Annotated in this window: 26 protein-coding genes; 15 read left to right on the plus strand and 11 right to left on the minus strand. The window is 64.9% G+C overall.

All coding sequences use genetic code 11. The features are described 5' to 3' along the window. Window position 1: 1 nt before the first annotated feature. Window positions 2-1495: a sugar ABC transporter ATP-binding protein gene (locus tag NKH60_RS21070; protein WP_352834711.1), complete on the minus strand. Its 1494-nt coding sequence runs from the start codon at window positions 1493-1495 to the stop codon at window positions 2-4. A 74-nt stretch (window positions 1496-1569) separates the two neighbouring features. After that, the gene (locus NKH60_RS21075) at window positions 1570-2583 is read right to left on the minus strand and encodes an ABC transporter substrate-binding protein (RefSeq protein WP_352481006.1); all 1014 of its coding nucleotides are present in this window, start codon (window positions 2581-2583) and stop codon (window positions 1570-1572) included. Window positions 2584-2802: 219 nt separating this feature from the next. On the opposite strand from NKH60_RS21075, the gene NKH60_RS21080 reads away from it, so the two are divergent. The 6 genes from NKH60_RS21080 to NKH60_RS21105 all read left to right on the plus strand — a co-directional run bounded on the left by NKH60_RS21080 (window position 2803) and on the right by NKH60_RS21105 (window position 10785). Then, window positions 2803-5214, plus strand: a complete 2412-nt coding sequence (locus tag NKH60_RS21080; RefSeq protein WP_352834698.1) for a glucan 1,4-alpha-glucosidase — start codon at window positions 2803-2805, stop codon at window positions 5212-5214. A 100-nt stretch (window positions 5215-5314) separates the two neighbouring features. Beyond that, on the plus strand, window positions 5315-6331 hold the full coding sequence (gene gnd, locus NKH60_RS21085) for a phosphogluconate dehydrogenase (NAD(+)-dependent, decarboxylating) (RefSeq protein WP_352767430.1): 1017 nt from the start codon (window positions 5315-5317) through the stop codon (window positions 6329-6331). 22 nt (window positions 6332-6353) lie between these two features. Beyond that, the gene (gene zwf / locus NKH60_RS21090; RefSeq protein ID WP_352772220.1) at window positions 6354-7730 is read left to right on the plus strand and encodes a glucose-6-phosphate dehydrogenase; all 1377 of its coding nucleotides are present in this window, start codon (window positions 6354-6356) and stop codon (window positions 7728-7730) included. Window positions 7731-7749: 19 nt separating this feature from the next. Further along, window positions 7750-8454: an ROK family protein gene (locus NKH60_RS21095; RefSeq protein ID WP_352818354.1), complete on the plus strand. Its 705-nt coding sequence runs from the start codon at window positions 7750-7752 to the stop codon at window positions 8452-8454. 164 nt (window positions 8455-8618) lie between these two features. Then, window positions 8619-9086: a Ros/MucR family transcriptional regulator gene (locus NKH60_RS21100; protein WP_352613172.1), complete on the plus strand. Its 468-nt coding sequence runs from the start codon at window positions 8619-8621 to the stop codon at window positions 9084-9086. 457 nt (window positions 9087-9543) lie between these two features. Then, a complete protein-coding gene (locus tag NKH60_RS21105; protein WP_352832425.1) occupies window positions 9544-10785 on the plus strand; it encodes an MFS transporter in 1242 nt (413 codons plus the stop codon). On the opposite strand, the gene NKH60_RS21110 is transcribed toward NKH60_RS21105, so the two are convergent. The 6 genes from NKH60_RS21110 to hemC form a co-directional block, all read right to left on the minus strand. Then, entirely contained in the window at window positions 10786-11502 is a 717-nt protein-coding gene (locus NKH60_RS21110) for a glutamine amidotransferase (protein ID WP_352832422.1), read from the minus strand. An 18-nt stretch (window positions 11503-11520) separates the two neighbouring features. Continuing rightward, window positions 11521-12000, minus strand: a complete 480-nt coding sequence (locus NKH60_RS21115) for a tellurite resistance TerB family protein (protein WP_352832420.1) — start codon at window positions 11998-12000, stop codon at window positions 11521-11523. A 39-nt stretch (window positions 12001-12039) separates the two neighbouring features. Beyond that, window positions 12040-13647, minus strand: a complete 1608-nt coding sequence (locus NKH60_RS21120; RefSeq protein WP_352683749.1) for a heme biosynthesis protein HemY — start codon at window positions 13645-13647, stop codon at window positions 12040-12042. A gap of 8 nt (window positions 13648-13655) precedes the next feature. After that, window positions 13656-15146, minus strand: a complete 1491-nt coding sequence (locus tag NKH60_RS21125; protein WP_352832417.1) for a COG4223 family protein — start codon at window positions 15144-15146, stop codon at window positions 13656-13658. Window positions 15147-15470: 324 nt separating this feature from the next. Beyond that, window positions 15471-16184: a uroporphyrinogen-III synthase gene (locus tag NKH60_RS21130; protein ID WP_352832414.1), complete on the minus strand. Its 714-nt coding sequence runs from the start codon at window positions 16182-16184 to the stop codon at window positions 15471-15473. 1 nt (window position 16185) lies between these two features. After that, window positions 16186-17112: a hydroxymethylbilane synthase gene (gene hemC / locus NKH60_RS21135; protein ID WP_352540855.1), complete on the minus strand. Its 927-nt coding sequence runs from the start codon at window positions 17110-17112 to the stop codon at window positions 16186-16188. A 94-nt stretch (window positions 17113-17206) separates the two neighbouring features. Between hemC and tsaD the strand changes: the two genes are divergently transcribed. The 6 genes from tsaD to NKH60_RS21165 all read left to right on the plus strand — a co-directional run bounded on the left by tsaD (window position 17207) and on the right by NKH60_RS21165 (window position 21347). Further along, window positions 17207-18292 (plus strand): tRNA (adenosine(37)-N6)-threonylcarbamoyltransferase complex transferase subunit TsaD, encoded by a 1086-nt coding sequence (gene tsaD, locus NKH60_RS21140; RefSeq protein WP_352540951.1) that lies wholly within the window; start codon window positions 17207-17209, stop codon window positions 18290-18292. Further along, window positions 18289-19299: an NAD(P)H-dependent glycerol-3-phosphate dehydrogenase gene (locus tag NKH60_RS21145; protein WP_352873181.1), complete on the plus strand. Its 1011-nt coding sequence runs from the start codon at window positions 18289-18291 to the stop codon at window positions 19297-19299. Before tsaD ends, NKH60_RS21145 begins: the two co-directional genes overlap by 4 nt. 26 nt (window positions 19300-19325) lie before the next feature. Next, entirely contained in the window at window positions 19326-19622 is a 297-nt protein-coding gene (locus NKH60_RS21150) for a YciI-like protein (protein ID WP_352470768.1), read from the plus strand. Window positions 19623-19803: 181 nt separating this feature from the next. After that, window positions 19804-20229: an EVE domain-containing protein gene (locus NKH60_RS21155; protein ID WP_023680473.1), complete on the plus strand. Its 426-nt coding sequence runs from the start codon at window positions 19804-19806 to the stop codon at window positions 20227-20229. Then, window positions 20184-20882, plus strand: coding sequence for a class I SAM-dependent methyltransferase (locus tag NKH60_RS21160; protein WP_502907759.1), 699 nt, complete (start codon window positions 20184-20186; stop codon window positions 20880-20882). The genes NKH60_RS21155 and NKH60_RS21160 overlap by 46 nt, the downstream gene beginning before the upstream one ends. A 48-nt stretch (window positions 20883-20930) precedes the next feature. Further along, on the plus strand, window positions 20931-21347 hold the full coding sequence (locus NKH60_RS21165; RefSeq protein WP_023680475.1) for a DUF1761 domain-containing protein: 417 nt from the start codon (window positions 20931-20933) through the stop codon (window positions 21345-21347). Window positions 21348-21350: 3 nt separating this feature from the next. On the opposite strand, the gene gcvA is transcribed toward NKH60_RS21165, so the two are convergent. Continuing rightward, window positions 21351-22271, minus strand: coding sequence for a transcriptional regulator GcvA (gene gcvA, locus NKH60_RS21170; protein ID WP_352767415.1), 921 nt, complete (start codon window positions 22269-22271; stop codon window positions 21351-21353). A gap of 174 nt (window positions 22272-22445) precedes the next feature. Between gcvA and NKH60_RS21175 the strand changes: the two genes are divergently transcribed. Further along, on the plus strand, window positions 22446-22691 hold the full coding sequence (locus NKH60_RS21175; protein WP_352451326.1) for a hypothetical protein: 246 nt from the start codon (window positions 22446-22448) through the stop codon (window positions 22689-22691). A gap of 108 nt (window positions 22692-22799) precedes the next feature. Here the strand turns inward: NKH60_RS21175 and NKH60_RS21180 are convergent, their stop codons facing one another. Then, window positions 22800-23336 (minus strand): L,D-transpeptidase family protein, encoded by a 537-nt coding sequence (locus NKH60_RS21180; RefSeq protein ID WP_245274862.1) that lies wholly within the window; start codon window positions 23334-23336, stop codon window positions 22800-22802. 144 nt (window positions 23337-23480) lie between these two features. Between NKH60_RS21180 and NKH60_RS21185 the strand changes: the two genes are divergently transcribed. Both NKH60_RS21185 and NKH60_RS21190 read left to right on the plus strand, forming a co-directional pair. Continuing rightward, a complete protein-coding gene (locus NKH60_RS21185; protein ID WP_023680479.1) occupies window positions 23481-24164 on the plus strand; it encodes a response regulator transcription factor in 684 nt (227 codons plus the stop codon). 125 nt (window positions 24165-24289) lie between these two features. Further along, on the plus strand, window positions 24290-24745 hold the full coding sequence (locus tag NKH60_RS21190) for a Crp/Fnr family transcriptional regulator (protein ID WP_352470773.1): 456 nt from the start codon (window positions 24290-24292) through the stop codon (window positions 24743-24745). A gap of 46 nt (window positions 24746-24791) precedes the next feature. Here the strand turns inward: NKH60_RS21190 and NKH60_RS21195 are convergent, their stop codons facing one another. Beyond that, window positions 24792-25685: a sugar phosphate isomerase/epimerase family protein gene (locus tag NKH60_RS21195; RefSeq protein ID WP_352540852.1), complete on the minus strand. Its 894-nt coding sequence runs from the start codon at window positions 25683-25685 to the stop codon at window positions 24792-24794. Window positions 25686-25841: the final 156 nt, after the last annotated feature.

A 25841-nucleotide genomic window follows, 5' to 3' on the forward strand; every position in this document is an offset into this window, starting at 1 on the left:
CTCAGGCCGCATCGCCGAACGACGACTGGATGATCTTTTCCTCCGTCAGTTCGTCGCGATGAAGGTTGGCGACGATCCGGCCGTTCTTGAACACATAGATGTGGTCGCAATTGTCGAGCTCTTCGGTTTCGGTGGTGTACCATAGGAAAGTGCGGCCATGGCGAGCCTCCTCGCGCACCAGGTCGTAGACTTCGAGCTTGGTGCCAATGTCGACGCCGCGCATCGGATCGTCCATCAGCACGATCTTGGCGTCGGAGCCGAGCGCCCGCGCGAACAGCGCCTTCTGCTGGTTGCCGCCGGACAGCGAGAAGATGTTGTTGTTCATGTCGGGCGTACGGATGCCGATTTTCCGCTGCCACAACTCGGCGAGCTCGGCTTCGCGCTGCGGCGAGATCAAGAGGCCGTTGCGCAATCGCGCCAGCGAACGGATGCCAATGTTCTCGGCAATCGACCATTGCGGAAAAATCCCGTCCGACTGGCGGTCGCCGGCAACCAGCGCCACCGGCGCGGTGACCTCGATGCCGGTCTTGGCACGGGAAGCCGCAGCAAAGATAGCCAGCAAAAGATCGGTCTGCCCATGCCCGGCAAGTCCGGCAAGGCCGATGATCTCACCGGCACGGGCGACGAGCTCGTTGCCGTCCTGCTGTCGCGCCGGGCGCGCCCGGACCCGCAGCGGACCGGGCTCCGGCTTGCCGCTCGCAATCTCTGCGGCGGTCTTCTCGCGCGCCTCCGCTCCGCCCATCGCCGTCACCAGCCTGTCGCGGTCGAAGGCGTCGGCCTGCCCGGCGGCGACCACCTTGCCGTCGCGCATCACCACGATGCGGTCGGCATTTCCGAGCACTTCGCCCAACACATGCGAGATCAGGATGCAGCTCTTGCCGGCAGCGATGAAGCGGCGCACGAACGCCAGCAGCTGGCCGGCGGTATGCGCGTCGAGCGAGGATGTCGGCTCGTCGAGGATAACCAGCTCGAGCGGCTCCTGCGTGACCGTGAAGGCGCGCGCCACCTCCACCATCTGCCGGCTGGTGATGGAAAGATCACCGACGATGTCGGATGCCGAGATGCTGTGGCCGGGGAAGATCTCGTCGAGCTTGGCGGCGATCAGATCGGCCGCCTTGCGCCGCCAGCCGAAGCCATGCAGCGACGCGTGGTTGATCCGCGTGTTCTCGGCGACGCTGAGGTTCGGGCAGAGCGACAGCTCCTGGAACACACAGCGTATGCCGAGCTGCTGCGCGCGCGGCACCGAATAACTTGCCTCGACACCGCCGCGGACCGCGATCTGCCCGCTGTCGGGGGCAAGCGTGCCCGCCACCATATGCATGAGCGTCGATTTTCCGGCGCCGTTATGGCCGACGAGACCGACGCATTCTCCGGCACGAACGCTGAAATCGACACCGGCGAGCGCCCTGACGGCGCCGAAATGTTTTTCGGCTCCGTCCAGTCTTATGATGTCCAAACTGACGGCGCCGAAAAGCTTTTCGGCGCCATCCGGCATGATGATGTCTGCATTGGCCTCGGGCATCCCTCAACGATACCCGGTTATCCGTGGCGGCAACAATAGCGCCATGCTCACTTGATGTTGGCCTTGATCGCCGCGATGGCGTCTTCCTGCGTGTATTCGTGGCTGGCGACGCCGCCCTTCGGAATCTTCGGCAGCGCGGCCTCGAAATCGTCCTGGGTGAAGGCAAGATAGGGCACCAGCAGGTCGTGCGGCACGTCGGTGCGGCCGTCGAGCACCTGCTGCGCCACCCAGAAGGCAAGCGTCGATACGCCCGGTGCGATCGATGCCGACCAGGTCTTGTAACCGTCCTTTTCCTTCTGCTCCTTCCACCACTGCAACTCGTCCTGGCGATTGCCCATGATGATGGTCGGGCGTGGCTTGCCGGCGGCGGCGAAAGCCTGCGCCGCGCCGTAGCCGTCACCGCCCTGGTCGACGACCCCGACAACATCCGGCAGCGAAGGCAGGATCGTCGCTACGGCTTTCTGTGCCGTGGTCTGGTCCCAGTCGCCGGTCACCGAGCCGACGATCTTGAACTCGGGATGGGCAGCGACGCCTTCGAGGATGCCGGCATGGATGGCATCGTCGATCGAAGTGCCGGCGAGGCCGCGGATTTCCAGCAGGTTGCCGCCCTTGGGCTGGAACTTGGCCATCTGCTCGACTTCCTGCTTGCCCATGTCCTTGAAGTCGACGACGACGCGGTAGGCGCAGGGTTCGGTGACGATACCGTCGAAGGAAACGACGACGATGCCGGCGTCGCAGGCCTGCTTGATGGCGCCGTTGAGCGCATCCGGAGACGCCGCGTTGATGACGATCGCGTCATAGCCCTGCAGGATCAGGTTCTGCACCTGGGCTGCCTGCGTCGGCACTTCCTTGTCGGCCGTCGTGAAGACGTCCGCGGCGCCGACCACCTTGTCGGCAACCGCCTTCTTGGTAACGATGGCGTAGCTGTCCAGCATCGCCTGCCGCCAGGAATTGCCGGCGTAATTGTTGGAGAAAGCGATTTTCTTGCCGCTGGTGTCGGCAAGAGCGGTACCTGCGGCGAGCATCGCCGCAAGAGCTCCTAAAGCGAATATTTTCCTCATGTCATACTCCTCCCGTGAGTTGCTGTCTTACTGGTGGTTAATGGCTGGCTGGTGGGTATTGGCTGATACGCTCACAATCTTGTTTTTTATCTATTATCAGACAAATGCAGATAGGCGGCAAGCTGTCAACATCAAACCATGGCCGGCGATCAACTTGCGGTGCAATCATTGAAACCGGTTCGACTCCTGGTCTAGGGATGGCACTGGAGACCGATTTGAATGGCGACGAACCTTGCCCCGGGTGCACCCGGCATTCCGGCACGCTGGACCTCGAGCGCCAAGAGCGGCGTCGGCACCGCGCTCTCGCCGGCCTGCCCGATCTGGTTCACCATCAGCCACGGTATCCTCAACGAGATCTACTACCCGCGCCTCGATAGCGCATGCACCCGCGATCTGGGGCTGATCGTCACCGGACCCGACGGCTATTTCTCGGAAGAAAAACGCGATGCCGAACACAGTATCGAACCCCTGGCGGACGGGGTGCCTGCCTACCAGCTGGTCAACACCGCAAGCGATGGAACCTACAGGATCGAAAAGCGCATCCTGACGGATCCGGAACGTCCCGTCTTGCTGCAGGAGATTATGTTCACGCCGCTCAAAGGCGCGGCCGCCGACTACCGCGTCTACGCGCTGCTGGCACCGCACCTCGTCAACGCCGGCATGGGCAACACCGCCTGGATCGACGACCATGAAGGACAGCCTGTCCTGTTTGCATCGGGACGCGGCACCTGCCTGGCGCTCGCCTCGTCGGTGCCGTGGAAGGCGTGCTCGGCCGGCTATGTCGGCGTCTCCGACGGCTGGCAGCAGCTTGGTCAAGGCGGCCGGCTCGATCCGGCCTGCCGCAGGGCCGAGGACGGCAATGTCGCGCTGACCGGCGAGATCGCCTTTTCGGCTGCGAACCCAAAAATATTGCTGGCGCTGGGCTTCGGCACGACGCCGCAACAGGCGGCGGAAACCGCTTTCGCCAGCCTGAGGCAAGGTTTTGAGCCCGCAGCCGGATCCTACGTCGACAAATGGCGCAAATGGCAGGCCGGATTGCTGCCGCTGGACCGGCATGCGGCGTCCGGCCTCAACAGCTACCGCCTCAGCACGGCGGTGCTGGCGACACACCGGTCGTCCGCCGGAGCAGCCGTTGCCAGCCTGTCGATCCCGTGGGGCTTCAACAAGGGCGACGACGATCTCGGCGGCTATCACCTGGTCTGGCCGCGCGATCTGGTCGAAACCGCCGGCGGCTTCCTCGCTGCCGGCGACCCGGCGGAAGCCTTGCGCATCCTTGGCTATCTGCGCTCGATCCAGCAGCCGGACGGCCATTGGCCGCAGAACGCCTGGCTCGACGGATCGGCCTATTGGCCGGGCATCCAGATGGACGAATGCGCCTTCCCGCTGCTGCTTGCCGACGCACTGCGCCGCGCCGGCCATTTGCCGCCTGCCGCACTCTCCTCCTTCATGCCGATGATCGAGCGCGCTGCCGCCTATGTCGTGCGCAACGGCCCGGTCACCGGCGAGGACCGCTGGGAAGAAGACGCCGGCTACAGCCCGTTCACACTTGCGGTCGAGATCGCCGCATTGCTTGCGGCTGCGGACATCTTCGATGCCGCCGGCAAAACAGAGCCGGCAAACTATCTGCGCGAAACCGCCGACGTCTGGAACGATCAGATCGAGCGCTGGACCTACGTGGCCGGCACCGCCGCATGCGAGCAAGCCAGCGTCGAAGGCTACTATGTCCGGATCGCCCCGCCCGACAAAGCCGGCGCGGCATCGCCGAAAGACGGCTACGTCCCGATCAAGAACCGCCCGCCGGCCGATACGGACCGGCCGGCCAAGGCGATCGTCAGCCCGGATGCGCTGGCGCTGGTCCGCTTCGGCCTCAGGGCGGCCGACGATCCGCGCATCCTCGACACGGTCAAGGTCATCGACGCGCAATTGCGCTGCGAGCTGCCGCAGGGCCCGCTCTGGTACCGCTACAATGGCGACGGCTATGGCGAGCATGCCGACGGCGCGCCCTTCGATGGAACCGGCCGGGGCCGGCCCTGGCCGCTGCTGGTCGGCGAGCGCGCTCATTACGAGCTGGCGGCAGGCCGCAGGGATAGTGCGGCAAGCCTGCTCAGGACGTTCGAGAACTCTGCCGGACCGGGCGGCCTGCTACCGGAGCAGGTCTGGGACGGTCCCGACATGCCGGAGCGCGAATTGCGGCATGGCGGGCCCTCCGGCAGCGCCAAGCCGCTGGTCTGGGCGCATTCCGAGCACATCAAGCTGCTGCGGTCGCTGCGCGACGGCACGGTGTTCGACATGCCGCCGCAAGGCGTCAAGCGCTATATCGAGGGCAGGACGGTGTCGCGCTTCAGGGCATGGCGCTTCAACCACAAGATCCGTACCATCCCGGCAGGCAAGGCGCTGCGCATCGAACTTCTGGCCCGGGCGGTGGTTCATTGGAGCAGCGACAATTGGGCAACCGTCCATGACACCGAGACCACCGCGAATGCTTTCGGCATCCATCTTGCGGAATTGCAGGTTGCCGAGATTGCTCCAGGCAATAGCCCGGGCAATAGCATTGTCTTCACTTTCTTCTGGCCCGATAGCGGCCATTGGGAGAATGCTGACTTTTCTGTCGGCATCGGCGATACAGGATAGAGCATGACCCCGCAAAGTGGAGACCGGTTTTCGGACAAGATCATGCTTCAATCACGGCGCCACTAGATCATCGATCCCTCAAGTAAGGCAGGACGAGACCATGCAGATAGGAATGATGGGACTGGGCCGGATGGGCGCCAACATGGTTCGGCGCCTGCTGCGCGATGGCCACGAATGCGTCGTCTACGATATTAACCCGGCGAGCGTCGCCGCGCTTGTGAGCGCCGGCGCGGTCGGAGCCGCCTCGATGGAGGAGTTCGTCGGCAAGCTGGCGAAGCCGCGCAGCGCCTGGCTGATGCTGCCTGCGGCGATCACCGGCAAGATCGTCGACCAGGTGGCTGCCCTGATGGAGCCGGGCGACATCATCATAGACGGCGGCAATTCCTATTATCACGAGGCCGTCGACCACGCCGCGCGCCTCGCCTTGAAAGGCTTGAGCTATGTCGATGTCGGCACCAGCGGCGGCGTCTGGGGCCTCGAGCGCGGCTACTGCCTGATGATCGGCGGCCCCGACAGCGCGGTCCAGCATCTCGATCCGGTCTTCGCAACGCTGGCGCCGGGCGCCGACGCCGCTTCGCCCGCTCCTGCCAAGGATGCCGGAACCTCGCCCTTCGGCTATCTTCACTGCGGACCAAGCGGCGCCGGCCATTTCGTCAAGATGGTCCATAACGGTATCGAATATGGCGTTATGGCCGCCTATGCCGAAGGCATGAACATCCTGAAGTCGGCGAATGTCGGCAAACGGCAGCGCACCGCCGATGCCGAAACCAGCCCGCTGGAAAACCCGCAATATTACCAGTTCGACATCGACATCGCTGAAGTGGCCGAGGTCTGGCGGCACGGCAGCGTCATCGGCTCGTGGCTGCTCGACCTGACGGCCGGCGTACTGAAGGCCGATTCGTCGTTGACGCAGTTCGGCGGGCGGGTCTCGGATTCCGGCGAAGGCCGCTGGACGCTGAAGGCGGCGATCGACACCGGCGTGCCGGCGCCGGTGCTGTCCTCGGCGCTGTTCGACAGGTTCTCCTCGCAAGGCGAATCCGAATTCGCCGACAAGCTTCTGTCCGCCATGCGCTATGCCTTTGGCGGCCATGTCGAAAAACCCAAGGCCGGCTCGTGACGGGCGACAGGGAGGCACGCCCATGAGCCAGGAACGATCGGACACGCTGGTGCTTTTCGGCGCCACCGGCGATCTCGCCCACAAGAAGATCTTCCCCGCCCTTTACGCCATGGTGGCCAAAGGGACGCTGAACGAGCCGGTGATCGGCGTCGCCTTCGATCCCTGGGACCTGGCCAAGCTGCAGGCGCGCGCCCGCGACGGCATCGTCAACGCCTTGGGCAGCATCGACGACAAGATCTTTGCCAGGCTTGCATCGTTGCTGCGCTATGTCAGTGGCGACTATCGGGCGCCTGCGACCTTCGAGAAGCTGAAGACCGCGCTCGGCAGCGCTGAGCGGCCGCTGCACTATCTGGCGGTGCCGCCGGCGATGTTCGAGGTGGTCGTCCAGGGGCTGGAGCAGTCGGGCGCCGCCCAGGGCGCGCGCCTGATGGTGGAAAAGCCGTTCGGCCACGATCTGCAATCGGCGCGCTGGCTGAACCGGGTGCTGCATCTGGTCTTCGATGAAAAGTCGATCTTCCGCATCGACCATTATCTCGGCAAGGAGGCGATCCAGAACCTGCTCTATTTCCGCTTCGCCAATTCCTTCCTCGAGCCGATCTGGAACCGCAATTACGTCGAGAGCGTGCAGATCACCATGGCCGAGGATTTCGGCGTCGAGGGCCGCGGCCGCTTCTATGACGAGGTCGGCTGCATTCGCGACGTCATCGAAAACCATCTGCTCAATATCCTCTTGCTGCTCGCCATGGAACCGCCGGTCGGCCGCTCGGCCGACGATCTCATCGACGAGAAGGTGCAGGTCCTGCGGGCGATCCGGACGCTGACCAGGGACGATGTGGTGCGCGGGCAGTTCGACGGCTATCTCAACGAGCCGGGCGTGGCGCCGAACTCGCCGGTCGAGACCTTCGCGGCGGTGCGCTTTTTCGTCGATACCTGGCGCTGGCAGGATGTGCCGTTCTTCATTCGCGCCGGCAAATCCCTGCCGGTGCACGCCACCGAGGTCATCGTGCAACTGAAGCGGCCGCCGCTCGACGTCTTCGATCCGATCAAGCCCGGCGACTGCAATCACGTGCGCTTCCGCATCGATCCTCAGGTGGCGATCTCGATCGGAGCCCGGCGCAAGGCGCCCGGCGATGACATGGTCGGTGAGCAGGTCGAGCTCACCGCGCTCGACGATTCGAAGGGCGACATGCCGCCTTACGAGCGGTTGATCGGCGACGCCATGAACGGCAACGGCCAGCTGTTCACCCGCCAGGACGCCAGCGAGCTCGCCTGGCGCATCGTCGGCCCGGTGCTCGGCGACACCACGCCGCCCCCTGTCTACGCGCCAAAGACATGGGGGCCGGCCGAAGCCATGGCTGGATTCGGGCCGCCGAACGGCTGGATCAATCCGGCGAAATGATTTCTGGGAGGCGAAGGCGATGGCCAAGGCGGTGAGGCACCCGGCATCGGAGGAAGAAAAGATCGTGCTTGCGATCGATATCGGCGGCTCGCACGTCAAGATCCGCACCAGTGCCGGCGGCGACGAGCGCAAGACCGCTTCCGGACCGGAGCTTACGCCGCAGCAGATGGTCGCGGCGGTGAAGACGCTCGCCGAAGGGCTGCACTACGATGTCGTCTCGATGGGCTATCCGGGCCCGGTGCACCACAACCGGCCGCTGACCGAACCCGCCAATCTCGGCAAGGGCTGGGTCGGCTGCGATTTCGCCGCCGAGTTCGGCAAACCGGTCAAGGTCGTTAACGATGCGCTCATGCAGGCCATCGGCAGTTATGAGGGCGGCCGCATGCTGTTCCTTGGCCTCGGCACCGGCCTTGGGGCCGCGATGATCGTCGATAACGTTGCCCAGCCGATGGAGCTTGCCCATCTTCCCTACAAGAAGCGCGGCAGTTTCGAAGACTATGTCGGCGAACGCGGCCTGCAAAAGCGCGGCAAGAAGAAATGGCGCAAACACGTCTTCGACGTGGTCGACCGGCTTCGCGCCGCCATGCAGCCGGACTACGTGGTCATCGGCGGCGGCAATGTCGACGAACTCACCGACTTGCCCGCCGATTGCAGACGCGGCGACAACACACGCGCCTTCGAGGGCGGATTTCGACTATGGCGCGACAAATCCCTGATTATTTGATATTGCTGATTGTCTGATATTATCGAGCACCGGCTCAGGGTTGTTAATCCCGCGCTGCCGTTAGTATTATTATTCAAAATAATGTGTGACGTGGTGCGGCGTCATTGCATTGCGCAGATTTGCCGACTAGGAATTTCTGCGACCCCCATGGACGGAGAGATAGATTGACCGACGACAACAACAACGCTCGCAAAAATATCGACCTGCTCGAGCTGACCGCCCATATCGTGTCCGCCTATGTCGAGAAGAACCGCTTGCCGGCTTCCGGCCTCGGCGATCTCATCGCCAGCGTCAGCGCTTCCATAGGCGGGCTCGGGCAACCGGCAGTGCCGGTCGCCGCGCCGCTGACGCCTGCCGTCAATCCCAAGAAATCGGTGACGCCGGACTACATCATCTGTCTCGAGGACGGCAAGAAGTTCAAATCCTTGAAGCGCCATATCGGCGTTCATTTCGGGCTGACGCCCGACGCCTATCGCGCCAAATGGGGCCTGCCGTCGGACTACCCGATGGTCGCCCCCAACTACGCGGCCTCGCGTTCGCAGCTGGCCAAGGCGATCGGTCTCGGCCGCAAAGCCCCGCCCGCGCCCACGCCCGTCAAGGGTAGGGGCAGGAAGGCCAAGGCGACGGCCTAAAGCATCGTTCGAAGCCCTGCAAACGCAAGCCTCGAAGATTGGCGGGACAGCGCCCCCCTCTGTCCTGCCGGACATCTCCCCCTCAAGGGGGGAGATCAGCTGCCTCGCCGATGGCGCTACGCTTTAAACGTACAAATCTTTGAACGTACAAATTGCCTTCGAAGCCGGAGACTGGCGAAGGACGTCGCGACGTCCAATCTCCCCCCTTGAGGGGGAGATGTCCGGCAGGACAGAGGGGGGCGCGAAGGAACTCGACCTGCGCGCCAAATAACCCTCTCCATCTCCGCCGAGCGTGGTTGCCGCCTGCAATTGGTATGGCAGCCTGAAAAAAGCTGGAGCCACGCCGGATTTTTGCGCGCGCCCTGCGCCGAACTGCGCTAAAGGCTTTGTTGGCCGGACCAGCGCCCATCGTGGAAGTGCCCCGCCGGCCGACATAGCCGCCACGGGGCCTTATTCCATGACCACAGAATCCCAAGTACCATCCGACCAGCGCTATGCCGCCTTTCGCCATCGGCCGTTCCTGAGCTACTGGGCGGCGCGCTTCCTTTCGACATTCTCCACCCAGATCGTGTCGGTCGCCGTCGGCTGGCAGATCTACGATCTGACCCGCGACCCGTTCGACCTCGGCCTTGTCGGCATCGTCCAGTTCCTGCCTTCGCTGCTGCTGGTGCTGGTCACCGGCGACGTTGCCGATCGTTTCGGGCGCCGTCTGATCATGGCGCTGGCGGTGCTGGTCGAGGCGGGCTGCGCCTTGGCCCTGCTGCTGCTGACGCTACGCGGCCTCTCCGGGCCGATGCCGGTCTTCATCGTGCTCGCCATGTTCGGCATCGCGCGCGCCTTCTTCGGGCCGGCCTCCTCATCGCTGTTCGCCAATCTGGTGCCGCCCGAGGATTTCGCCAACGCCATCGCCTGGAACTCGTCCGCCTGGCAGACGGCAACCATCGTCGGGCCGGTCGCCGGCGGCCTGCTCTACGGGCTTTCAGCCGAAGCCGCCTACACCACCGCCGCCGTGCTGATGCTGGTTGCCGCCGTGCTGATCTTCACCATCCCGAAGCCTGCCCAGCGCAGCCGGACCGACAGGCCGACGGTACAGACCCTGTTCGCCGGCTTCGGCTATATCTGGAGCGAAAAGATCGTGCTCGGTGCGATTTCGCTCGATCTGTTTGCGGTGCTCCTGTCCGGCGCCTCGGCGCTGCTGCCGGTCTACGCGCGCGATATCCTCGAACTCGGCCCATGGGGGCTCGGCCTGTTGCGCTCGGCGCCCGGCGTCGGCGCCATCTGCGTCGCCATCTGGCTGGCCGGACACCCGATCCGCAACCATGCCGGCCTTGTCATGCTCGGCTTCGTCGCGCTGTTCGGCGCGTTCACGGTTCTGTTCGGCCTCTCGACCATCGCCTGGCTGTCGATTGCGGCCCTTGCGCTGCTCGGCGCCACCGACATGTTCAGCGTCTATATCCGCGAGACGCTGATCCAGCTGTGGACGCCGGACGACGTTCGCGGCCGCGTCAACGCTGTCAACCAGGTTTTTGTCGGCGCTTCCAATGAGCTCGGCGAATTCCGCGCCGGTACGATGGCGGCGTTGATCGGCACGGTTCCGGCCGTGGTGGTCGGGGGTGTCGGGGCGATCGCTGTTGCCGGCCTATGGGCGGTGCTGTTCCCGCAGCTGCGCAAGGTGCGTCATCTCAGGGGGCGAAACTGATTACCGCAGCGCCGGCTTGCCGAAAATCATCGGCAGGAACTCGCCGAGCCAGCGCTTGAGGTGCATGTCCCAGATCAGCCGGCCGCCGAGATGGTCGCGGCCGGGCTGCGCGCCGGGCAGTTCGAAGCGGTGCGCGCCGCGCACCACCCAGCGCTGCATCATCGCCCGGGTCAATTCGCCATGGAACTGGATGCCCCAGGCATTGTCGCCATAGCGGAAGGCCTGGTTGGGATAGGTTTCGGCCGTCGCTAATAGCGTCGCGTCCTTCGGCAGCGAAAACCCTTCGCGATGGAACTGATAGACCATCTCCGGCCAATACATCAGCCTGCTGCCCGCTTCGGTCGCCTTCAGCGGATACCAGCCGATTTCGACGAGGCCCTCGCCATGGCCCTCGACCCTGCCGCCGAGATGCTTGACCAGCATTTGCGCGCCGAGGCAGATGCCAAGCAGCGGCCGGTTCTCGTTGAGCGGAATTTTGAGCCAGTCGGTCTCGCGGCGGACGAACTCGTCGCCGTCATTGGCGCTCATCGGCCCGCCGAACACCACGGCGCCGGCATGGCCATCCAGCGTCTGCGGCAAGGCCTCGCCGAGCGGCGGTCGGCGGATGTCGAGATCGAAGCCTTCCTCGATAAGCATATGGCCGACCCGTCCGGGGCTCGAATGCTCCTGATGCAGCACGATCAGGATCTTTGGTCTCGGACTTGGCTTGGGCGGCATTGGAAGGCGGGATCCTGTCTATTCGTCGCTTGAGGTTCCGGCAGCACCAGGAACCGCGGCGGCCGCCTTGAGGCGCGCCTCGACACGGTCGCGACGTTCGACGCCGATCAGCTCGGCGACCCGCCACACGGTATTGTCCTCGAGCTCGTGCAGCTCGCCATCGGCATAGACGATCTCCCACATCAGGCCGATGAAGGCCTTTCGCGCCTCGGCGTCGAGATGGCGCTTGAGCACGCTGGTGAAAGCGTAGAGGTCGATCGCCTCATTGTCGGCCCGCTCGCCGGCAGCCGCCAACGCGTCGAGTTCGTCGCCGCTGATCGAGTAGCTTTCCGCCAGCACCTTCTTGAACCGTTCCCATTCGCTATCCTGGCGCACCCCGTCGGCGTTCATCACGTGGAAAAGCAGGGCGGACGCGGCAATGCGCGGATCGTCGGCGCTGGGGCTGGCGCCACCACCGGACGGCAGATCCCTTAGAAACGACAAAACGCGTTCGAACATCAAATCATTCCCAATAAGCCCGGGTCCACTCGACCCTGATCAGAATAAACGAAACCGGCGCGTCGATTTATCCGCTGCGTCGTCTGGATCGACGCCGGGGTCGTCGGGCAGCCGCGTCAGCTCCTGCGCCGGCTCGACTGCCTCGGCATCTTCCGGCACTTGGGCAAACGCCGCCGCGGTGATTGGTGTCACATGATCCTCGCCGGCACGGTCGTCCGTCTTTTCCTCGGTCGCTGTGCCCGGTGTCTCCGCCGTGTGCTCGATCGTCCCGGCTCTTTCCTGTACCGGCCCGGCTGGAGCCGCGATGGCCGGCACCGGCGCCTCCGGCGTATCCTCATGACCGTCGATCAACTGCCCGAGCCGCTCCATCGGCGCCCGCCATTCGAATGCATCGAGCCTGCCGGTGATCGGCGATACCGGAGCCCAGCGTTCGGAGACGACACCATCGGCAACCCAGGCCGGGTCGCGCGGCGCTCTCACCGCCTTCGACAGCAACTGCCGCACCTTGCCCTGGTCGCCGGTCTCGGCCTCCTCGATATCGGCCAGCAGCAGATAGGCGCCTTCGCGGCGATCCATGCGGATCGCGGCTTCCGCCTCCCGGCGGGCGGTTGAAAAATCCTGCGCATCCAGCGCGGCGCGCGCCACGGCAAGCGAGGACTCGGCATGGTTCTTCTTCAGCTCCTGCAGCTTCTTTGCCCGGTTCAGCCGGTCGAGCACGGCATCGCCCGGCCTGGCATGGGTGTAGAGCTCGGCGATCTCCGGATGCGGCTCGGCCTTCCACCCCGCCTCGAGGATTTTCGAGCCTTTGCGCACGTCGTTCTGCCTAAACAGCAATTTCGCCGCGACGACCGCCGCCGGTGCAAAATCCGGCCGCAGCCGGTTGGCTTCGAGCGCCGCCGCCCTTGCGGCATTGGCATCGCTGTCGATCAGCGCCTGCGCCTTGGCGGTCAGCAGCACGGCGCGGCGGCGGTTGGCGGCGTCACGCTCGATCTGCCGGGTCGACTTCTGGGCATCGACCAGTTTCAGCGCGCCATCCCAGTCGCCGCGTCCGGTCAGGTCTTCCAGCGTCGATTCGGCCGCCCAGGCCAGTTGCGGCGCTACCGCCGCGGCACGGCCGGCATAGTGGCGGGCTGCGTTGCGGTCGCCGAGCCGCTCGGCCTCGAGATAAAGCCCGCGCAGGCCGAGCAGCCGCATTTCGGGATCATCGAGCATGGTCTCGAACTTTTCGCGGGCGCCTTCATGGTCGCCTTCGAGCAGCGAGGCCTGCGCGTCGAGCAGCTGGATCAGTGGCTCCTGATCGGAGCGGATCAGCTTTGCCGCTTCCTTGGTCTTCTTGCGGGCGAGCGCGCCGTCACCGGCGCCGGCGGCGATCATCCCGGTCGACAGCGCCTGGTAGCCGCGGTCGCGGCGACGCACGCGGAAATAGCGCGAGATCGTATAGGGGCTGTTCCACAGCGCCTTGATCAGCCACCAGACGATCATCACCGCGGCAACCACGGCAACGACCGCCACCGCCGCGACCATCAGGCTGACCTGGTATTGATAGCCATTGAAGGTGACGAGCATTTCGCCCGGCCGGTCGGCCAGCCAGGCGAAGCCGAGCCCGAGCGCAAAGACGACGGCAAGGAAGGCGAGGATGCGGATCATCGGGTTCCTCACGCCTTCATCGCGCCGGCGATGAGCGAATCGATCTGCGTCTCGACCTCCATCCGCGCTTTCAACTTGCCGGCAAAGTCGGCGCCGGCGGCCTTGGCCGCCTCAGGCAGGGTTTCATATTCGCTGAGCGCCTTGGCGTAGTCGCCCTGGTTGACCGCGACCTCCATGCGAGCGACGGTTTCCGGGACGCCGGTGCCTTCGACGGCGCCGATCGGCCTGACCTTGACGAGCGATTCGGCGCTGGACAGCAGCTTCTGCAGGATGCCGGCATTCTGGTCGATGGGAGTTGCGGCAGCGACCATCGCGTTGGCGGCGCCGTCCGCTTCGGCGGCGATCTCGGAGCGCATCGGGACGCCCTTTTCGGCATAGGTGCGCAACGTCGCAATCTCGGGTGCATCGGGTGAGATCGCGGCAAAGGTTTCGAGCTCGGCGGCGAACGGTGCACCACGGTCGAGCGCTGCCTTGAGCGCCGAAGCGGCAATGGCCAGTGCGATCTTCGGCTGCGAAGCCTGTGCATCGACCTTGCTCGAGATCTGTGAAACCGACTGTTCCAGGGCCGCAAGCCGGCTGTCCTGCGCCTTTGTCGTCTCGCCGGCCGATTTCACCAGCGCATCGAGCGCGGCCAGCCTGTCGTTGAGCGGGCCGAGATCGACCGGCGCCGTACCGCCGGCTTTGCCGAGGGCCGCAACCGCCGTCTCGATCTCCCTTACCTTGTCGCCAAGTGCTGCCAGGCCGGCATTGTCGCCGGCACCGCCTTGCTCGACCGCCGACTTCAACGCCGCGACGTCCGCCCTGACCTGATCCAGCGCCGACGACAGCCCGTCCACCTTGGCCGATGCGTCATTGTTGGCGCCGGCCTGTCTGAGGTCCGCGACCTCGCGTTTCAGCGAAACGATCTCACCATTGACCGCGTCGAGCGACACGCCGCCCGACCCCGGCGCACCGAGCAGGCCGGCAAATTGCAGCCCGCCGGCCGCGGCGAGGGCGATGACGCCGCCGATAATACCGGCGGCGATGCCGTTGATGCCGCTTCGCTTCGACTGCGCTGCCATATGGTCGTCCCTCGTCTCAGCTGTCTTCTCACCGGAACCTGGGATCCTCGGTTCGTTGGCCCCGGTTCCGCTGGATGCATCTTCGAAACTGTAATCGGAAACCGCGGAGCGCCCGGCCGGCGCATCCGAACCGGCGGGATAAGGGGTTTCCGCTTCCGTGGCAGAATCGACGCCGGCGTCCGCCGGCTCTTGCGTGCCGGCCGGCGCGGCTGCGTCGGCATGTTCCCATGGCTCGAGATCGGTCTGGTCCGCATGCACCGGCTCTTCAGGTGGCTCCGGCTGCGAGGCGTTCGCCGCTTCCTCGGCCCGCGCCTCGTCGGTCTGCGAGGTCACGGCATCCTGTTTGTCGGCGACTCGCGAGACGGCGCCAGGCTCAAGCTCGATGGTCACCGGCTCACGGCGGCTCTTGGAATGCCGCATCTTCGGCGTCTTGACCATGCTCGGGCTCCGCAAAATTCGCTTCGGGATTGTTGAAAGGGTCTAGCACATCACCAAGCGGTGAAAAGGGGCGGCGTGATGACGCCACGGCTTGGAGTTCAGTTTTGGCAAAACGCCGCAGGGCCGAATCCGCGTTTCAAGCCAAGGCCCATGCTCGGCACACAAAAAACCCGCCTCGGCGGGCGGGTCGTTGGAGCCAATTGGCACCATAACCAAATTACTAGCATAGCTGCCGGCACAAAGCAAGAACAAAATGTGCCCGAGGGCAATCGCCTGCGTTTGGCGCCGCCCTTCAAGCACGGCACAGAGCCGCCGCTAATGCCATCAGCGCGGCGCCTGCAAAAGTCCCAGCAAGGCATCTTCGCTGGGCTCGAGCGCAATCCGTATCCTTTCGCCAGCGACATCGCCCAAGGCCGCGGCAATGCGTCCCGACAGCGCGAAACAGCGCGTGTCCTGAAAAAGGCTACGCAGCGCCGGCCGGCTAGCCAGGGCCTGCATCGCTTTTGCCGCCTTGGCCGAATAGAGCAGCACCGCCTCGACCGGCCGGGCGGACAGGCGCGCAAGAACGGCCTCGTCGGAGTAATCCAGGACAACGGTGTCGTAGGTCTCGACGGCGCGGACCTGAACGCCCGACGCCAACAGCCCTTCCTCGAAGCCGGGAAATCGCACCCGCCCGCAGAGATAGACGATCGTCTGCCCCGCGTAAGCGCCAGCAAGCGCATCGGCCAGCGCCTCGGCATTGCCCGGGCCTTCGCTGACCGACAGAAACCCGGCAGCGCGGGCGGCTTCCGCCGTCTTCCTGCCGACGGCGTGGCACGGCAAGCCGGCGAACGCCGCGATGACCTCTTTCGGCGCATGGCGAACGGCATTGGCGCTGGTGACCGCGACCGCCGCGGCGTCAGCGAGCGCGCCGGCATCGACCGGCAGCGTCACGGTTCCGGTCAATGGCAGCAGGATCGGCTGAAAGCCGGCATCCGCAAGCCGGCGCCCCGTGCGCGACGCGCCCGGTTCGGGCCTCGTCACAAGGACGCGGAGCATGTCAGGTCCAGCCATCGAAGAATGTTTCGCCGGCCTTGGCCCGAACGGTCGCCGCGGCGTCCGCGCCAATGCGCGCCGCCTCCTGCGCCGGCCCTTGCAGCCTGACTTCATGCGACTGCGTGCCATCGGGCGAGATGATCAGCCCGGCAAAGGAAACCGTTCCGCCCGATATCGTCGCATGTCCGGCGATCGGCGTGCGGCAGGACCCGTCGAGCGCCGCCAGGAAGGCGCGCTCGCAGGCCAGCGCCTCGCCGGTCGGCCCGTCGTGGATCGCTGCCAGCATCTGTTCCACGTCGCGGTCTCCGATGCGGCTTTCGATGCAGATCGCGCCTTGCCCCGGCGCCGGCGGAAAGACCTCGAGCGGCATCAGGTCGGTGACGACGTCTTCGAGCCCGAGCCGCTTCAGCCCGGCATAGGCGAGGATTGTGCCATCGGCGATGCCGTCGTCGAGCTTGCGCAGCCGCGTCTGCACATTGCCGCGAAACATCACCACCTCGATGTCCGGCCGCATCCGCCGGATCAGCGCCTGGCGCCGCAGCGACGACGAACCGACCCTGGCGCCTTGCGGCAGGCCGGCAATCGTTCGCGCCGCCTTGCCGATGAAGGCATCGCGCGCGTCCTCGCGCGGCAGGAACGCGGACAGTTCGAGCCCCTCGGGCAACAGCGTCGGCATGTCCTTCGACGAATGCACGGCGATGTCGATGCGGCGCGCCAGCAGCGCCTCCTCGATCTCCTTGGTGAACAGGCCCTTGCCGCCGGCTTCCGACAGCGGCCGGTCCTGGATGCGGTCGCCGGTGGTCGAGATGACGACCACCTCGAAAGCTTCCGCCGGCATGCCGTGCGCCGCCATCAGCCGCGCCTGCGTTTCATGCGCCTGCGCCAGCGCCAGCGGGCTGCCGCGTGTTCCGATTCTCAAGGTTGTTTGCATGACGCGTCGTCCGTGATAACCCCCGGCAGGTTTTCGGGCTTTCTCCTATCGGGGAAAGGCCGGTTGCACAATCATCGAGGACAGCGACGAATTGATCCGCGTTCTGGGCATCGAGACGAGTTGCGACGAGACCGCCGCCAGCGTGGTGGCGCTGGACGGTCGCAGCACGCCGCAAATCCTGTCGAACATCGTGCTCAGCCAGATCGAGGAGCATGCTGCTTTCGGCGGCGTCGTGCCGGAGATCGCCGCGCGCGCCCATGTCGAGGCGCTCGACGGCATCATCGAGGCAGCGCTGGCCGATTCCGGCGTCGAGCTCGCCGACATCGATGCGATTGCCGCCACCGCCGGCCCCGGTCTTGTCGGCGGGCTGATCGTCGGCCTGATGACGGCCAAAGCAATCGCCGCGGCAGCAAAAAAACCGCTGATCGCCATCAACCATCTCGAAGGCCACGCGCTGACGGCCAGGCTGACCGACGGGCTCGACTTTCCCTACCTCTTGCTGCTGGTCTCCGGCGGCCATACCCAGATCGTCGCCGTGCGCGGCGTCGGCGACTACCAGCGCTGGGCGACGACGATCGACGACGCGCTTGGCGAAGCCTTCGACAAGACGGCCAAGATGCTCGGCCTGCCCTATCCGGGCGGACCGAATGTCGAGAAGGCGGCGGCAACCGGTGACGCGACGCGTTTCGCCTTTCCGCGCCCGATGAAGGGCTCCGTGCAGCCCGATTTTTCCTTCTCCGGCCTCAAGACCGCGGTGCGCCAGGCGGCAACCGCGATTGCCCCGCTGAGCGACCAGGATGTCGCCGATATCTGCGCCTCGTTCCAGGCGGCGGTCGCGGATGCGCTGGGCGACCGTGTTGCGCGGGCGCTGACCCGGTTCCGTCAGCAATTCCCGGACAAGGCCGAGCCTGCATTGGTTGTCGCCGGCGGCGTCGCCGCCAATCGGACCATCAAGGCGACATTGCAGGGCCTGTGCGAGCAGGCCGGGTTCAGCTTCGTCGCGCCGCCGCTCAACCTCTGCACCGACAATGCGGCGATGATCGCCTGGGCCGGCATCGAGCGCTTGCGCGCCGGCATATCAGGTGAAAACGCCGCCGATTTCGTGCCGCGCTCGCGCTGGCCGCTGGACAGCGTCTCGGCCCCGATGGTCGGCTCGGGCCGGCGTGGGGCCAAGGCATGACCGGCAGCGAGCACAAGGCGCCAAGCGGCTGGCGCGTCGCCGTGCTCGGCGGCGGCGCCTGGGGCACGGCGCTGGCGCTGGCCACGCTGCGCGCCGGTCATTTCGTCCGCCTCTATGCGCGCGACCCGGAGACCGTCGCGGCGGTCGACCGTGGCGAAAATCCGCGCTATCTGCCGGGCATTGCGCTCGATCCCGGCATCGTGGCGACGAGCGACATCGAGGCGGCGCTCGACGGTGCCGACTGCGTTCTGGCGGTAGCGCCGGCGCAATCGTTGCGGATTATGCTGACGGCCGCGTCCAGCCATATGCCGAAAGGCGTCCCGCTGGTCCTCTGCGCCAAGGGCATCGAGCGCGACACCGGCGCGCTGCTGTCGTCCATCACCGAGGAAATACTGCCGGCAAATCCGGTCGCCGCTTTGTCCGGCCCAAGCTTTGCCACCGACGTCGCCAGGGGCCTGCCGACGGCCGTCGTGGTCGCCGCCCGCGACGAGGCTCTGGCCACCGACCTTGCCGCCCGCTTTTCGGCGGAAAATCTGCGCTGTTATTCGAGCGACGACCTGATCGGCGTCGAGATCGGCGGCGCGCTGAAGAACGTCTTTGCAATTGCCGCGGGTGCCGTCACCGGCGCCGGGCTCGGTGCCAGCGCCCAGGCGGCGATGGTGACGCGCGGCTTCGTCGAATTGCGCCGCATCGGCGCCGCCTTTGGCGCCAGGCCGGAGACGTTGATGGGGCTTTCCGGCCTCGGCGACCTGCTGCTCACCTGCTCGTCCGCGCAGTCGCGCAATTTCGCCTATGGGCTGGCGCTGGGGCAAGGCAAGCCGCTTGTCGGCTTGCCTTTGGCCGAAGGCGTGCCGACGGCGGCAATCGCCGCCCGCATCGCCGGCGAGCGCCAGATCGACGCGCCGATCATCGCCGCCGTCGCCGCCATACTGGACGGCACCATAACTATAGACCAGGCTGTGTCGGCGTTGATGACAAGGCCACTCAAGACCGAAGCCGACATGTAATCGCGAACGATTGCGGAGATGGAAAGATGCTGTTTGCGTTGATTTGCAAGGACAAGCCAGGAAGCCTGCAGGTGCGGCTCGACACGCGGCCCGAGCACATTGCCTTTCTGGAAGGGCTGAACGGCGACAAGAAACTGGGTTTCGCCGGCCCTTTCCTCGACGCCGACGGCAAGCCGGACGGCAGCCTCGTCGTTGTCGAGGCGCCCGATCTGGCGGCGGCAAAAGCGCTGTCGGCGGCGGATCCCTATACCAAGGCGGGGCTGTTCGAAAGCGTCGAAATCCGGCAATGGAACTGGAGCTTCAACAAACCTGTGAGTGAATGATCGTTCGTTCGCCCTGCCCCTCATCCGCCTGCCGGCACCTTCTCCCCGTGAAGAACGGGGAGAAGGGAGAAGCTCCAGCGCTGGCGACCCCTCTCCCCGTCCTTACGGGGAGCGGGTAAGGGTGAGGGGCAGCGCCAACGCTGGATAGCGACAAACCGACAACGGCAACGGGACAACTGAGATGAACTACTGGCTGTTCAAATCCGAACCTTCGGTCTTCTCCTTCGAGGACCTCAAGGCCAAGGGCAAGGCCGGCACGCAGTGGGACGGCGTGCGCAATTATGCGGCGCGCAACAACATGAAGGCGATGCAGATCGGCGATCTCGGCTTCTTCTACCATTCCAATGACGGGCTGGACATCGTCGGCATCGCCGAAGTCTGCGCTCTGGCCCATCAGGACAGCACCACCGACGATCCCCGCTGGGAGTGCGTCGACATCCGCGCCTTCAAGGCCATGCCGAAGCCGGTGACGCTGGAGCAGGCCAAGGCCAATCCAAAGCTGGCCGACATGGCGCTGGTGCGGCTCGGGCGGCTGTCTGTGCAGCCGGTGACGCCGGCCGAATGGCAAGAGGTTTGCCGCATGGGCGGCCTGACGCCGGCGCCTTGACGGCGCTGACGCCGGACAGCGCCAGGAAATTCATCCTCGACAACACGGCGCTGATGGCGCCGCCGCATGTGCCGGAGATCCGCCTGCACCTGGCCGACGAGGCGCACGAACTGTGGCAGCGGACCGAGGACGAGCTGACCGAAATCGGCCTGCCGCCACCCTTCTGGGCTTTTGCCTGGGCCGGCGGCCAAGGCCTTGCCCGCTACATCCTCGACAATCCGGCGGCGGTGCGCGGCAAGCGCGTGCTGGACTTCGCCTCCGGCTCCGGCCTTGTCGCCATTGCCGCGGTGAAGGCCGGAGCTGCCGAGGTGATCGCCGCCGATATCGACCCATTCTGCGCGACCGCGATCCGCCTCAATGCCGAGGCAAATGGGACCGAGATAAAATTCCTCATCGGTGACTGCATCGGCAGCGATGCCGGCTGGGACGTGGTGCTGGCCGGCGACGTCTTCTACGACAAAACTTTCGCCGACAGGCTGATGCCGTGGTTCGTCGCGCTGAAGGCGCGCGGTGCCGACATTCTCGTCGGCGATCCCGGCCGCTCCTATCTGCCGAAGACCGGGCTGGAGCCGCTTGCCGTCTACGAAGTGGCGGTGACCCGGGCGCTGGAGGCCGCCGAGGTCAAGCGCACCACCGTCTGGCGCCTTGCTTGACGGCATCGCCGAACAGGCGTTCCATCGCGCAATCGACCGGAGGGAACCATGGATTTTTCAGCAATCAATTGGCTGGCGGTAATCGTCGCCGCCGTCGTGGCGTGGTTGTTCGGCGCGGCCTGGTACATGGGCTTGAGCAAGCCGTGGCTGAAGGCCGCCAAGCTTGATCCGGCGACGATGAGCAAATCGATGCTGCCCTTCGTCGTCTCCTTCATCGCGGAGCTCGTCATGGCGCTGGTCATGTCGCTGATCATCGGCGCCGTAACCGGCGGCGAGCCGAGCCTGCTTGCCGGGGTGATCTTCGGCTTCGTTCTCTGGCTGGGGTTCGTCGCCACCACGCTTTCGGTCAACCATCGTTACGAAGGTTTCGGCTGGGATCTGACGCTCATCGATGTTGGTCACTGGCTCGGCGTGCTGCTTCTCATCGGCGCGGTGATCGGCTGGTTCGGCGCGGCGGCGGGCTGACCGTCAGCTCGGGGTCCTGGCGATTTCCTCGAGAAGCCAATCGCGAAAGGCGACGATGCGCGGATCATTCGCCGCGGTCTCCGGATAGACCAGGAAATAGGCGAATTCGGGCGCGACCTTGATGCCGAGTTCGAACGGCCGGATCAGCCTACCTTCCGAAAGGTCGTTTGCCACCATGGCGAAATCGGCGAGCGCGACCGCGTTGCCGTCGAGCGCGGCCTGGACGGCATCCGTCGAATTGCCGAACACGATGGTCCGGCTGTCGTCGAAATCGTCGACGCCCGCCGCCGCCATCCACATGCTCCAATTCGGCCAGGTGACGCCCTGGCGTGACCACTCGATATGGGCCAGCGTATGATGGAACAGGTCGCGCGGCTCCTTGAGCGGCGGCCCTGACCGCAGCAAGGCCGGGCTGCAGACGGGGATGATGACGTTTTCGAACAGCCGGTGCGAGCGAAGCCCCGGATATTTGCCGGTGCCGAAACGGATGCCGAGATCGACGTCGTCGCGATCGAAGTCGCGCACCTCGTAACTGATGTCGAAACGCAGCTCGATTGCCGGATGCTGCTTGCGAAAATCGTCGACGCGCCGCATCAGCCACTTCGTCGCGAATTGCGCATCGAGGGTGACCTTCAGCAGCGCCGATCCGCGCGCCGTCTTCTGCGCCCGTGAGACGGCCCGGCCAAGCAGGTCGAGCGCATCGGTCGAAGCTTCGAACAGCACCGCGCCCGCCTCGGTCAGCCGGATCGTGCGGCTGGTGCGTGTGAACAGCACGATGCCGAGCTGATCCTCGATTTCCTTGATCTGATGGCTGACCGCTGCCGGCGTCAGGCCGAGCTCGTCGGCGGCGCGGGTGAAATTGAGGTGCCGCGCCGCTGCCTCCAGCGTCCGCAGCGCACGGGTTCCAGGCAGCAGGCGCGCCATCAGTGCCAGACGAGGAGGGTTCGGTCGAGGGTTCGGTCGAGCATTCCAATCATCAAACAGAACTTGAAGATGCAGAAAAAACTACTCGTTTCCCGTTTGAATTTCAATCCGCCATGATCTGAGCATCGAAGAAACATCAAACCGGATTTGATGTCCGGAGAAGCGGATTGCACCATGTCTGACATCGCCTTGCGCTCGGTAACCCTCCGCCCGGCCTGGCTGCGCGCCGTGCTTGACTGGCTTCGGCACGCAAAAATCGCGGTCAATCTTCCCTACCAAAATGTCGAGGATCTCTCCGATCGCCAGCTTCGCGACATCGGCGGCGAACGCAAGGACATCGCACGCGCCATGGACCGCGAACTCGGCCGGCTCGGCCTTCTCGACATCGGGTGGCAAAGGAGTAGGGGAGTAGGGGAGTAGGGGAGTAGGGGAGTAGGGGAGTAGGGGAGTAGGGGAGTAGGAAAGCTAAGCGGCGCGCCCGCCCCTGTCTCTACTCTTACTGCCCTACTCCCCTATTCCCCTATTCCCTCACCTCACCACCCTTACCACCGTCCGCTCTGACAGCAGCGGCAGCAGCCGCGCCATGGTGCGGGCGGTTACCGCGACGCAGCCTTGCGTCGGCGTGAAGCCGGGGCGCGCCAGGTGGAAGAAGATGGCGCTGCCGCGCCCGCGCCGGCGCGGCACAATGTTCCAGTCCAGCACCAGGCAGGCGTCATAGAGATCGTCGGTGCGCAGCATCCGCTCATGGCTGGCGCCATAGGGGATTTTGACCGGGCGGTTGTAGTTGCGGTCCCCAGGCACTTCGCACCAGCCGAGGTCGCGGCCGATCGGCGTCATCGCCAGCCGCGTCCGGCGGCCGCCGGCAAAACGGTCGCCGCGAAAATATCCCGACAATATCCGCATCGAGGCAAGCGGCGTGGCGCCGTCGCCCTCGCGCTTGCCGGCCGAGATGCCGCCATGCCCCAGCGCACATGGAAACACCAGTTTGCCGGCCTGCAGAAAGCCCTGGCTGGGTTGGCCGGGGCGCGCGCGCACGGTGAGCACGGTGAGCCCTTTCGGCAAAATTGCACCGACTGCATTGCGATCGTGTTTTTTCTTGTATGATCGTGCCACGGAACAAATCACTGTGAACGGCTGTTGTGCCGGTCAGCTTCCGCATAAACAGGCAGCGGTCAACTGAAATCTCTTTTCAAAACAACGGATTGATCCATGACTTCACGCACCATTCTGATCGTCGACGACGATGACGACCTGCGCGGCACCCTTGTCGAGCAATTGTCGCTTTATGAGGAATTCGATGTCCTGCAGGAAGCGACCGCCGCCAAAGGCGTCGCCACGGCGCGTGGCGGGCTCATCGACCTGCTCATCATGGATGTCGGCCTGCCCGACATGGATGGCCGCGAGGCGGTAAAGATATTGCGCAAGGGCGGCTACAAGGCGCCGATCATCATGCTGACCGGCCATGATACCGATTCCGACACCATCCTTGGCCTCGAGGCCGGCGCCAACGACTATGTGACGAAGCCGTTCCGTTTTGCCGTGCTGCTGGCCCGCATCCGCGCGCAGTTGCGCCAGCACGAACAGAGCGAGGACGCCACTTTCTCGGTCGGCCCCTACACGTTCAAGCCCAGCCAGAAGCTTCTGATCGACCCGCGCGGCGCCAAGGTGCGATTGACCGAAAAGGAAGCCTCGATCATCAAATATCTCTACCGTGCCGACCAGAAGGTGGTGACCCGCGACGTGCTGCTGGAGGAAGTCTGGGGCTACAATTCCGGCGTCACCACGCATACGCTCGAAACTCACGTCTACCGGCTGCGCCAGAAGATCGAGCGCGATCCTTCCAACGCGGAAATTCTCGTGACAGAAAGCGGCGGCTACAAGCTGGTTCCTTAAACATTTCATTATTCAAATAAGCGATCCGGGCGGGGCGCTTTTCGGGTACGGTCCTGAGGCTGGAGGTGGTTTTGGATCGGCCTCGTAGGGGAGGAGTCGGACTGACGGTTCGGGGACATAGCTAGATGGCGCTGGATGACGACATCCGCATCCTGTCCACCGTGAGGCTCTTCGAGGGCTTTACGCAGGAACAGCTGCGTCTGCTCGCCTTCGGCGCCGAAACCACCATGTTGAAAGCCGACCACAAGCTTTACCGCGAGGACGACGAGGCTGATTCGGCCTACATCGTGGTCAGCGGCCGCATCGTCCTCTACCGCGAGCACGACGGCGAGCGCATCCCGATCGGCACCGTCGGCCCCGGCACCATGCTCAGCGAACTGGCGCTGATCGCCGACACCAACCGGCTGACCAGCGCCTCCGCCGAAATCGATTCGGAAGTGCTGCGGCTCAGCCGCAAGATGTTCCGCCGCATCCTCGAGGAATACCCGGAACTGGCGGTTCACCTGCACCAGCGCATTTTGGAGGATTTCCAGGCGATGATTCGCCGCATCGAGGAACTTGGGCCGCGTTTTGCCGGCTAATATAGCGCCTCTGGCCTAACCAGATCGACTTCGGAACTGCGAGGGCTCAGGGCCGGTGCGTTGCGGAAACAAGCTCGGCCTTGCGCCGTGCCGTCTCCAGTCCGAGCGCAATGAAGCGGCGCGCATGTTTGGCCAGCTCGATGTTGTCGGTCCACAGATTGCGCCAGATCGCGGTTTTCCGCGACAGGTTCGCGTCGACGATTTCCGAGGAGAAGGATTCGAAGCTGAGGTCGTCGCTGTAACCGATGGCGGTCAGCGCATCGAATATCGCGGCAAAATCGATATTGCCGGTGCCGAGGAAACCGCGATGGCTCTCGCCGATATGGACATAGCCGATCTTCCCGACCGCATTGCGAATGGCCAAGCCGACATCGGCCTCCTCGATGTTCATGTGGAAGCTGTCGAGATGCAGGAAGATATTGTCGGAGCCGCTGTCCGCGATGAAGGCCATGCCTTGCGCGGCGGTGTTGAGCAGATTGCTTTCGAAGCGGTTGACGATTTCGAGGTTGAGGGTGACGCCGGCTGATTTTGCCGTGTCCGCCACCTCGGCCAGCGTGCCGGCGCTGCGGTTCCACTGGTCACGCGTCGGCGCCTCGCTCTGCAAGCCGTGGCTGGTGCTGAGGATGCCGGCAACCTTCTGGCCGCCGAGATCGCGGGTCAGCGCGATCGTGCGTTCCAGGATTTCGACGCCGTGCGCGGCAATCGTTTTGTCGGCGCTCGAAATATCGCCGTCGGCCGGCAGTCCAATGCTGATCGCAACGCCGAGGCCGAGATCGGCGATCCGCTTGGCCAGGCCGTCAATGTCGACATTGGCGGGGTCGAGATAGGAGAATTCGATCAGGTCGAAGCCGGCTTCCCTGGTGTTGGCCAGCGTCCGCTCGAGGTCGCCCTGCGCCGAGCTCGCCGACCAGACGAATGAGTGGATTCCGATGCGCGACATGATCGTCTCCGGTTATTTCCAGCTGACCCAAGTCCAAAGCGGTTTTGGCAATCCGATGCTCGGACAAAAAGGTGGGGGCCGGCATAAACGCCGCCCCCCGCGTGGGGGTGGTATCGAGGCGCGGGCCCGCCCCGGTAATTATTAAAAAATTTTGCG

This window comes from Mesorhizobium sp. M1006 (assembly GCF_040318825.1).
Classification (GTDB): domain Bacteria; phylum Pseudomonadota; class Alphaproteobacteria; order Rhizobiales; family Rhizobiaceae; genus Mesorhizobium.

Excerpts from the sequence above, each read along its gene's own strand:
- NKH60_RS21070 (WP_352834711.1), bottom strand. The coding sequence starts at position 1,495 with ATGCCGGATGGCGCCGAAAAGCTTTTCGGCGCCGTCAGTTTGGACATC.
- NKH60_RS21075 (WP_352481006.1), bottom strand. The coding sequence starts at position 2,583 with ATGAGGAAAATATTCGCTTTAGGAGCTCTTGCGGCGATGCTCGCCGCA.
- NKH60_RS21080 (WP_352834698.1), top strand. The coding sequence starts at position 2,803 with ATGGCGACGAACCTTGCCCCGGGTGCACCCGGCATTCCGGCACGCTGG.
- gnd (WP_352767430.1), top strand. The coding sequence starts at position 5,315 with ATGCAGATAGGAATGATGGGACTGGGCCGGATGGGCGCCAACATGGTT.
- zwf (WP_352772220.1), top strand. The coding sequence starts at position 6,354 with ATGAGCCAGGAACGATCGGACACGCTGGTGCTTTTCGGCGCCACCGGC.
- NKH60_RS21095 (WP_352818354.1), top strand. The coding sequence starts at position 7,750 with ATGGCCAAGGCGGTGAGGCACCCGGCATCGGAGGAAGAAAAGATCGTG.
- NKH60_RS21105 (WP_352832425.1), top strand. The coding sequence starts at position 9,544 with ATGACCACAGAATCCCAAGTACCATCCGACCAGCGCTATGCCGCCTTT.
- NKH60_RS21110 (WP_352832422.1), bottom strand. The coding sequence starts at position 11,502 with ATGCCGCCCAAGCCAAGTCCGAGACCAAAGATCCTGATCGTGCTGCAT.
- NKH60_RS21115 (WP_352832420.1), bottom strand. The coding sequence starts at position 12,000 with ATGTTCGAACGCGTTTTGTCGTTTCTAAGGGATCTGCCGTCCGGTGGT.
- NKH60_RS21120 (WP_352683749.1), bottom strand. The coding sequence starts at position 13,647 with ATGATCCGCATCCTCGCCTTCCTTGCCGTCGTCTTTGCGCTCGGGCTC.
- NKH60_RS21125 (WP_352832417.1), bottom strand. The coding sequence starts at position 15,146 with ATGGTCAAGACGCCGAAGATGCGGCATTCCAAGAGCCGCCGTGAGCCG.
- NKH60_RS21130 (WP_352832414.1), bottom strand. The coding sequence starts at position 16,184 with ATGCTCCGCGTCCTTGTGACGAGGCCCGAACCGGGCGCGTCGCGCACG.
- hemC (WP_352540855.1), bottom strand. The coding sequence starts at position 17,112 with ATGCAAACAACCTTGAGAATCGGAACACGCGGCAGCCCGCTGGCGCTG.
- NKH60_RS21145 (WP_352873181.1), top strand. The coding sequence starts at position 18,289 with ATGACCGGCAGCGAGCACAAGGCGCCAAGCGGCTGGCGCGTCGCCGTG.
- NKH60_RS21150 (WP_352470768.1), top strand. The coding sequence starts at position 19,326 with ATGCTGTTTGCGTTGATTTGCAAGGACAAGCCAGGAAGCCTGCAGGTG.
- NKH60_RS21155 (WP_023680473.1), top strand. The coding sequence starts at position 19,804 with ATGAACTACTGGCTGTTCAAATCCGAACCTTCGGTCTTCTCCTTCGAG.
- NKH60_RS21160 (WP_502907759.1), top strand. The coding sequence starts at position 20,184 with ATGGCAAGAGGTTTGCCGCATGGGCGGCCTGACGCCGGCGCCTTGACG.
- NKH60_RS21165 (WP_023680475.1), top strand. The coding sequence starts at position 20,931 with ATGGATTTTTCAGCAATCAATTGGCTGGCGGTAATCGTCGCCGCCGTC.
- gcvA (WP_352767415.1), bottom strand. The coding sequence starts at position 22,271 with ATGGCGCGCCTGCTGCCTGGAACCCGTGCGCTGCGGACGCTGGAGGCA.
- NKH60_RS21175 (WP_352451326.1), top strand. The coding sequence starts at position 22,446 with ATGTCTGACATCGCCTTGCGCTCGGTAACCCTCCGCCCGGCCTGGCTG.
- NKH60_RS21185 (WP_023680479.1), top strand. The coding sequence starts at position 23,481 with ATGACTTCACGCACCATTCTGATCGTCGACGACGATGACGACCTGCGC.
- NKH60_RS21190 (WP_352470773.1), top strand. The coding sequence starts at position 24,290 with ATGGCGCTGGATGACGACATCCGCATCCTGTCCACCGTGAGGCTCTTC.
- NKH60_RS21195 (WP_352540852.1), bottom strand. The coding sequence starts at position 25,685 with ATGTCGCGCATCGGAATCCACTCATTCGTCTGGTCGGCGAGCTCGGCG.